The organism is Tardiphaga sp. (assembly GCF_044340795.1).
Taxonomy (GTDB): Bacteria; Pseudomonadota; Alphaproteobacteria; order Rhizobiales; family Xanthobacteraceae; genus Tardiphaga.
This window is the reverse complement of record NZ_JBIISY010000316.1, coordinates 1-5,844: the sequence shown is the minus strand read 5'-3', so window position 1 is coordinate 5,844 and position 5,844 is coordinate 1. Positions and strand designations below refer to the sequence as shown.

General features: G+C 61.6%; 4 protein-coding genes and 1 pseudogene. 3 read left to right on the top strand and 2 right to left on the bottom strand.

Annotation, left to right across the window (positions count from 1 at the left end):
* Both ACIQ17_RS30000 and ACIQ17_RS29995 read left to right on the top strand, forming a co-directional pair.
* Positions 1 to 253 (top strand): annotated as a pseudogene (locus tag ACIQ17_RS30000) (polysaccharide deacetylase family protein); the annotation flags it as partial.
* Between the two features lie 19 nt (positions 254 to 272).
* Positions 273 to 851, top strand: coding sequence for a dihydrofolate reductase (locus ACIQ17_RS29995; RefSeq protein WP_398473106.1), 579 nt, complete (start codon positions 273 to 275; stop codon positions 849 to 851).
* 16 nt (positions 852 to 867) lie between these two features.
* Here ACIQ17_RS29995 and ACIQ17_RS29990 read toward each other — a convergent pair whose 3' ends face one another.
* Together ACIQ17_RS29990 and ACIQ17_RS29985 are read right to left on the bottom strand one after the other, a co-directional pair.
* Entirely contained in the window at positions 868 to 1,320 is a 453-nt protein-coding gene (locus tag ACIQ17_RS29990) for a DoxX family protein (protein ID WP_398473105.1), read from the bottom strand.
* Between the two features lie 140 nt (positions 1,321 to 1,460).
* Complete coding sequence (locus ACIQ17_RS29985; RefSeq protein ID WP_398473104.1) at positions 1,461 to 3,770, bottom strand: NADP-dependent malic enzyme; 2,310 nt, start codon at positions 3,768 to 3,770, stop codon at positions 1,461 to 1,463.
* Between the two features lie 357 nt (positions 3,771 to 4,127).
* Here ACIQ17_RS29985 and ACIQ17_RS29980 point away from each other — a divergent pair.
* The coding region (locus ACIQ17_RS29980; protein WP_398473102.1) for a hypothetical protein at positions 4,128 to 5,844 on the top strand (1,717 nt) is incomplete at its 3' end.

The following is a 5,844-nucleotide window of genomic DNA, read 5'->3' as shown; positions in this document are numbered from 1 at the left end:
CAATGTGATGACCAAACTCGACAAGCTCGGCAAGGGCATCATCCTGATGCACGACTTCCAGAAGCACACCGCAGAAGCGCTGCCGACGCTGCTGCAGAAGCTCAAGGCCGGCGGCTACAAGGTCGTCCATATGCGCGCGAAAGCGCCGGTGCAGACCATCGCGTCCTATGACGAAGCGATCACCAAGGATGCCAAGCTGCCGACGGTAAGCTCACGTCCCGTGAACAGCGTCGTCACCACGGTCTCGGAATAAAGGGATCGTTGCGCACGCGATGTCTGACCTGACTATTCTTGGCTATGTGATCGTGTCCCGCGAAGGCATGCTCGCCGACGCCGCGGGCATCATGCCTGACAGTCTGAAATTCCCCGGCGACCAGCATTTCTTCAACGCTGCGCTCGATGAGGTCGATCTCATCGTTCATGGCCGCAATTCCTTCGAGGATCAGCCGAACTCGCCGAAGCGTAAGCGCATCGTGCTGACCCGGCAGGTCGACGGCATCGCGATCGATCCAGAGAATTCCAGGGCAACGCTCTGGAATCCGCTCGGCGCGACATTCGAGCAGGCCGTCGCGCATGCAGGCGTCACGTCAGGCAAGATCGCCATCATCGGCGGCCCGATCGTGTTCGGCATGTTCATGGATCGGTTCGACACGTTCTGGCTGTCAGAAGCGGCGCGCGTTCATCTGCCGGATGGCCAGGGCTGCTTTCCCGGCGTTCCCGCGCAGTCGGCACGCGAGGTGCTGACGAGCCACGGGCTGAAGGCGAGCGAAACGCGCGTGCTGGATGCAGCGAATGACGTCACTGTCACGGCTTGGCAGCGCCCTGCCGCAGGACGGATGAGCGAAGCGTAATCCGCTCCACGGGCGACTATGCCTCGCTATAGACATCCATGCGCGGCCCCTTGCCGATCCCTGCGATCATGAACAATCCGCCGATCAGCGACAGGTTCTTCAGCGCATGGATCATCTGGCCCTTCGCATCTGCGCCAGTGAGATTCCAGAAATCGTGGAAGTAGAACGTCGCCGCCATCACGAACAACACCAGCACCAGGGCGAAGAATCGTGCGCCGAAATTCAGCGCGATCATGATGCCGCCGATCAGTTCCAGCGCTGCAGCGGCGATTGCGAGGATCTGCTTCAGCTCCATCTTCACCAGCTCTTCGAGCTGCTGCGTGTAGGGCAGAATGTCAGCAGGCAGTGTCGGGATCACCTTGTTCGCGATCGTGTCCGCCGCGGTTCCGAGATCGAGGAACTTCATGGCGCCTGACGCAATGAAAATGACGGCGAACAGGATACGACCGAAAGTAATAAACGCCGGCATGTGAAAGCCCCACGAACTGCAATGACTGCGCACCGAAACGCGACAAGTATGATCAATCTTGTCGCAAATTCAAACGCAAATGGATGACTTCGCTGGAAGTCATCCATTTGTCGTCAGTCCAGCGGTGATGGTTCGGTGGCTCAGCCGAACAGGTTGGCCTGCGAGCGCCCTGCCCGTTCCTGCGCTTCGACCGCGGCAACAGCGGTCATGTTGAGGATGCCACGCGCGGTCACGCCCTGCGTCAGGATATGCGCCGGACGCGCGGGACCAATCAGGATCGGGCCGACCGGAAGCGCGTCAGCGAGCGTCTTGATCATCTGATAGGCGACATTGGCGGCGTCGAGCGTCGGCATGATCAGGACATTCGCGGCACCTTCGAGCTTCGAATGCGGCAGCACCATCTTGCGGGCCGCTTCCGACAGCGCGGTGTCGCCCTGCATTTCACCGTCCGACTCGATCTCCGGATGTTTTTCACGCAACAGAGCCGCCGCGTGGCGCATCTTGCGCGAGGAGTCGGTATCGTAGCTGCCGAAATCCGAATGCGAGACGAACGCGATCTTCGGCTTCATGGCGAAGCGCTGCACATGGTTCGAGGCGAGCGCCGCGATTTCGGCGAGCTCGTGCGCGCTCGGATTCGGACGCACCTGCGTGTCGGCGATGAAATGCGCGCCCTTGCTGGTAATCATGAGCGACAGCGCTGCGAAATCGCTGACACCCGGCAGGAAGCCGATGATTTCGCGGACATGGCGCAGATGGCTCATGAAACGGCCTTCGATACCGCAGATCATCGCATCGGCTTCACCGCGGATGACGGCAAGCGCGGCAATGACCGTCGCATTGGTACGAACGACCGTGCGCGCCACGTCAGGCGTCACGCCGCGACGGCCGGCGACGTCGATATAGGACTGCACGTAAGAGCGATAGCGCGGATCGTCCTCGGGATTGATGAGGTCGAAATCCTGCCCGGCCTTGATCGACAGGCCAAAGCGCTTGATGCGCGCATCGACCACCGACGGACGGCCAACGAGGATCGGACGCGCCAGCTTCTCTTCCAGCACGACCTGCACGGCGCGCAGCACGCGCTCGTCCTCGCCTTCCGCATAGATCACGCGGACAGGCTGCGTCTTCGCCTTGGCGAAAACCGGCTTCATCACCAGGCCCGAGCGGAACGCAAAGCGTTCGAGGCCGGCGGTGTATTCGTCGAAATTGGCGATCGGGCGCGAGGCAACGCCCGAGTCCATGGCCGCCTTGGCGACGGCCGGCGCGATACGCAGGATCAGACGCGGATCGAAGGGCGACGGGATCAGCGAACCCGGACCGAAGCCCTGCGTCTCGGTCTCGAAACCGGCAGTGACAGCATCCGACGGCGGATCCTGCGCGAGCTGGGCGATGGCATCCACGGCCGCATGCTTCATCGCTTCGTTGATGGCCGTGGCGCCGCAATCCAGCGCACCGCGGAAGATGAAGGGGAAGCAGAGGACGTTGTTGACCTGGTTCGGGAAGTCCGAACGGCCGGTGCAGATCATCGCATCCGGGCGCGCCTTGCGCGCTTCGTCCGGCATGATTTCCGGCACCGGATTGGCAAGCGCCAGCACCAGCGGCTTGTCGGCCATCTGCTTGACCATTTCCGGCTTCAGCACGTTCGGTGCCGACACGCCCAGGAAAATATCGGCATTGGCGATGACATCGCCGAGGGTGCGCGCGTCGGTCTTCTGCGCATAGACCGCCTTCCAGCGATCCATCAGCGTGTTACGGCCCTCATGCACGACGCCGTCGATGTCGCAGACCCAGATGTTTTCGCGCTTGGCGCCCATCGAGACGAGCAGGTTCAGACAGGCGATTGCCGCGGCACCTGCGCCCGAGCAAACGATCTTCACGTCTGGCAGCTTCTTGCCGTTCAGCAACAGCGCATTCTTGATCGCGGCGCCGACGATGATGGCGGTGCCATGCTGGTCGTCATGGAAGACCGGGATCTTCATGCGCTCCTTGAGCTGCGCCTCGATCTCGAAACACTCCGGTCCCTTGATGTCCTCGAGATTGATGCCGCCAAAGGTCGGCTCCAGCGCGGAGACCGTCTCGACCACGCGCTCGATGGTGTCGGCAGCGATCTCGATGTCGAACACATCGATGCCGGCGAATTTCTTGAACAGGACGGCCTTGCCTTCCATCACGGGCTTGGAGGCGAGCGGGCCGATATTGCCGAGACCAAGAACCGCGGTGCCATTCGAGACGACCGCCACGAGATTGGCGCGCGAGGTCAGCGCGGCGGCTTCATTGGGATCGGCAGCGATGGCGAGGCACGGCGCGGCGACGCCGGGCGAGTAAGCGAGCGCGAGATCGCGCTGGTTGGCGAGCGGCTTGGTGGCCTGGATCTCGAGCTTACCCGGCTTGGGCAGGCGATGATAAGCGAGCGCCGCGCGCGACAATTCTTCGGAGGAAGGAGAGGACATAAGCGCTCCGGTCGGGGCCAGACAGTACGGACTGCAGGAAACGGAATGATGGGTTGTTCGGCGGATTCAGCGCGATGTCTATCCCGCCGGACGGCATTGGCGCAACCGCTTCCCTATGCGTCTCAAGTGTCCCTCACCCGTTGAAATTTGACACTTTGCACCTCGAACCCGACCGCAGGATGAAGCGTCTTAGGAAAGACTGCCTTGCCGCCCCGCAGCGAAAACGGGTACCTTGATGCCACAACACGCAAATGTGTCCGACGGTGCTCCCGCGTTGCAATTCGATCAGTGGCGAAGTCAGGCATTTCGACATCAGGCATCTGCTCGCCGCGCGGCCAGCTAACGGAGTTTTCCCCAATGTCCAAGATTGCGATCGGCCTCGGCGCGGCCGCCATTGCTGCTGTCGGCGGCTATTTCGGCACCGAAGCCTATATCAAGAACCGCATTGCCAACGAAATCGAAACAAATTTCGCGCAAATCCGTGCCGGCGGCGGACAGGCCAAGCATGGTGACCTCGCTTTCAGCCTGTGGACACGCGACGTCACCATTTCCGATATCGCCGTCTCGTTCATTGCGCCGCAACAAGCCAGTATCAAGGTCGGCCGTTTCACGGCCTCGGACATCGGCCTCGGAAGCGCGTCGACCTTCAAGTCCAGCAACATCGTCCTCACCGATATCGATGCCAGCGGCGCGGTTGCGCCATCGGGGGCTCTCGACGTCATGGTCAAGGCGCCCCGTTTCGAGATTGCCGACTATTCCGGCCCGACGCAGATGCCGGCACAGGCCAAGCTGGCCTCGCCGCTCGACATGTACCGCGCCGGCCTCATGCAATTCGCCGCCATTTCGGCGCGCTCGATGACCGCTCCGAGCGTCACGGTGAACGCGAAGGGCACGGCGCTGCCGGGCGGCGCCGACTATGTGTATTCGGATCTGACGATCCGCGACATCAAGGACGGCAAGATCACCACCGCGCATGTGGGCCGCGTCAATATCGCAATGACGGTTGCACAACCCGGCAAGCAGGTGCGGATGACCGGCGATATCGTCGACATCACCGCACGGGATTTCGACGCGACGGCATCTGCCACGGTGCTCGATCCGGCCCATGCAAGCGATGACAAGTTCTATCGCATTCAGGGACAGGTCAGCACCGGCGCCTACACGCTGACATCGGACAACGGCCCCTCGTTCCGCATCGACGGCATCCGCATGGGCGACATGAAAATCCAGCCGTCCAAATTCAAGGTGCAGGAGCTGCTCGCGGCATTGCCCGCAGCTGGCGCACCTGTCGATCTCGCCAAAACGCGCGCCATGATCGAGACCGTCGCTTCCACCTATGAAGGCATCCAGATCGACGCTGCTGAAATGCGCGGCCTGTCTGTTCAGACACCGGAAGGTCCGGTCAAGCTTGCGGCCATGCGCTTCAATCTCGATCGCGGCAAGGTCGGCGAATTCGCCATCGAAGGACTGGATGGCCAATCGACGAATGGCCCGATCAAAATCGGCCGCTTCGCGCTCAAAGGCTTCGATTTCTCCGGCCTGATGCGGCAGACATCGCAAATGACGGTGCGCGGCACAACGCCTTCCACCGATGCTGTTGTCGGCATGCTGAAGGCACTGGAGAGCATCGAACTGAACGACATGATCGCGCCCCACAAGGACAGCGGCAAGCTCATTACGATACACAATGCGAGTCTGAGCTGGGGGCAGTTCGTCGGCTCGATCCCGAGCAAGATCAATCTCAAGCTCAAGATGACCGGACCGCTGGAGGAGAAAGACGGCGAGCCCTTCACGCTGCTGCGCGACGTCGGCATCAACGAAGCGACCGCCGATATGGATATCGGCCTGGCGTGGAATGAAAACGAAAAGAAGCTGGTGCTGACGCCCGGCACCTTCGAGATCGGCAAGCTGTTCGCGGTGAATGCAAAGATGTCGCTCGAGAATGTCTCGCGCGGTCTGTTCACCACCAATCCGCAGCAGGCCATGATGGCGGCGTTGCCGATCGAATATGGCGCGATTGAAATCACCGGCCGCGATCTCGGCGCCGTCGACCTTTCGATCGCTCAATATGCCC

Coding starts and splice junctions, on each gene's coding strand:
- ACIQ17_RS29995 (WP_398473106.1), top strand. CDS start 273: ATGTCTGACCTGACTATTCTTGGCTATGTGATCGTGTCCCGCGAAGGC.
- ACIQ17_RS29990 (WP_398473105.1), bottom strand. CDS start 1,320: ATGCCGGCGTTTATTACTTTCGGTCGTATCCTGTTCGCCGTCATTTTC.
- ACIQ17_RS29985 (WP_398473104.1), bottom strand. CDS start 3,770: ATGTCCTCTCCTTCCTCCGAAGAATTGTCGCGCGCGGCGCTCGCTTAT.